This window comes from Shewanella sp. 11B5, assembly GCF_002836795.1.
Lineage (GTDB): Bacteria > Pseudomonadota > Gammaproteobacteria > Enterobacterales > Shewanellaceae > Shewanella > Shewanella frigidimarina.
In genome coordinates, this window is the sequence record NZ_PJAP01001048.1 from 1 (window position 1) to 2,515 (window position 2,515).

The following is a 2,515-nucleotide window of genomic DNA, read 5'->3' on the forward strand; positions in this document are numbered from 1 at the left end:
TGAATTTCCAGCTGTTTATAAAAGCCAAAATGACCATCGCCAATACCAATATCGAGTGTTGAACAATCAACTTCGAGTGTTATTAGTTGAAGACATGCAATCAAATCAAGCCGCCGCATCGATGGCTGTGAGTGTTGGTCATTTTGACGATCCTGTTGAACGGCCTGGTATGGCGCACTTCCTTGAGCACATGTTATTTTTAGGCACCGAGAAGTATCCAGATTCAGGTGAATACCACGCTTATATTAATCAACATGGTGGCAGTAATAATGCTTGGACAGGCACAGAACAAACTAACTTTTTCTATAGTATTAATGCTGAAGCCTTAGAAGGTTCATTAGACCGATTCAGCCAATTTTTCATTGCCCCAAAGTTTGACTTAGAGTTAGTTGATCGTGAAAGGCAGGCAATCGAATCTGAATTTAGCTTAAAGTTAAAAGATGATATTCGCCGTGTTTACCAGGTTCAAAAAGAAACCGTTAATCCAAAACATCCATTTTCAAAGTTCTCTGTCGGTAACCAAACAACCTTAGCGGGTAAACAAGCAGACATTCGGGATGAATTACTGGCTTTTTATCAACAACATTACAGTGCCAATATCATGACATTGTGTGTTGTCGCCCCACGCCCTATTGCAGAGTTAGACACCATCGTAAAAAAATATTTCTCAGATATTATTAATAGAAATGTAAGTAAACACTATCCTCAAGAAGCAATGATAACGAAGGACCAACGACAAAAGCATATACAAATTGTACCTTTGAAAGATCAAAAGCGAGTCAGTATTTGTTTTTCTCTGCCAGAGATAGATCAATTTTATAAGCGTAAACCACTCACCTTTATCAGCCATTTGCTCGGTAATGAAAGTCCGGGGAGTTTACTGTCCTATTTAAAAGTGCAGGGACTCGCTAATAACTTATCTGCTGGCGGTGGTGTTAATGGTTACAATTTCAAAGATTATTCAATCAGCATACAATTAACCGACAAAGGATTTGCAGAGCTTGATGAAGTGGTAACTTGTGTATTTGAATACATTGAACTGATTAAGCAGCAAGGTGTACAAGCCTGGCGTTACCAAGAGCGAGCCAATTTACTTGACACAGCGTTTCGATTCCAAGAACAAATCAAAACCTTGGATTTAGCTAGTCATCTCAGCATCAACATGCACCATTACGATATTGAAGACATTATTTACGGCGACTATCGCATGGATGAAATGCTTGAAGATGAAACAATACAGCTACTGTCTATGATGTCGACAAGCAATATGCGCTTACTTACAGTAGCAAAAGAATCGCAAGTCGATACTCAGGCTAAATGGTACGACACTCCATATCAAGTGAGATCATTACAACCTCAACAAATAGCAAAATGGTCTTCCGTGACGGTAAGAGATTCACTTCAACTTCCGGAAAGAAATCCGTTTATTGTCGCCAACCCGCAAGCTCGGGCAGACAAAAGCGATACTCCTGTACCCACTATTGTTGCAGAAGGTGAAGGTTACCGTATTTGGCATAAAAAAGATGATGAATTTAATGTTCCTAAAGGACATTTATACTTATCGTTAGACTCAGATCAAGCGAGCTCAACCCCTAGACAAGCAGCATTAACAAGGCTGTACGTTGAAATGCTTATCGATTATCTGACAGAGCCAACATACCAAGCAGAGGTTGCTGGCCTTAACTACAATATTTACCCCCACCAAGGCGGCATTACCCTGCATTTAACCGGTTTTACAGGTAACCAAGAAAAACTCCTCACTCTGATTATTAACAAAGCCCGAGAGCGAAACTTTACCGAACAGCGCTTTAACATGATTAAAAATCAGATATTGCGCAGTTGGAATAATGTTGCTCAAGCTAAACCAATATCACAATTATTTACTAGTTTAACGGTGTCGCTGCAAAAAAGAAGTTTTGAGCCAGCAAGAATGGCTGAAGAACTCATGCTACTAACACTTGATGATTTGCATAATCATGTCAGCGCATTTTACAAAAAGGTTTACCTCGAAGGTTTGGTATACGGAGATTGGCTGGTTGAAGAAGCGCAACAACTCGGCAAGCGTTTGCAGCATCTATTGTCATTAGTCACTAAACCAAGTGCAGAATCCTCCCGTGAACTTATTAACCTCGATAAAAGAGGTTCATTACTTCGCGAAAAAGCCATTTCCCATCAAGATAGTGCGATTATTGTTTATTATCAGTCTCGGATGGCAACACCAGAACGTGTGGCGTTATTTAGTCTATTAAACCATACAATGTCATCTACCTTTTTTCATGAGTTACGCACTAAACAACAATTAGGCTACATGGTTGGGACAGGTTATTTACCGTTAAACCGACATCCTGGGATGATTTTTTATGTGCAGTCCCCTACTACAGGCCCAAGACAACTGCTCGAAGCAATCGACGAGTTCATTGCCGACTTTAATTATGCCGTTATGCAAATAACCAATGAACAATGGGAAAGCACTAAGCAAGGTATGATAAGTCAAATTATGGAACACGATACCAAC

At 39.9% G+C, this 2,515-nt stretch carries 1 protein-coding gene; it reads left to right on the forward strand.

Annotated features, from left to right (window positions below; genetic code table 11):
* Nucleotides 1–2,515, forward strand: a 2,515-nt coding sequence (locus CXF78_RS20115; RefSeq protein WP_257984963.1) for an insulinase family protein, incomplete at both ends; no start/stop codon positions are given.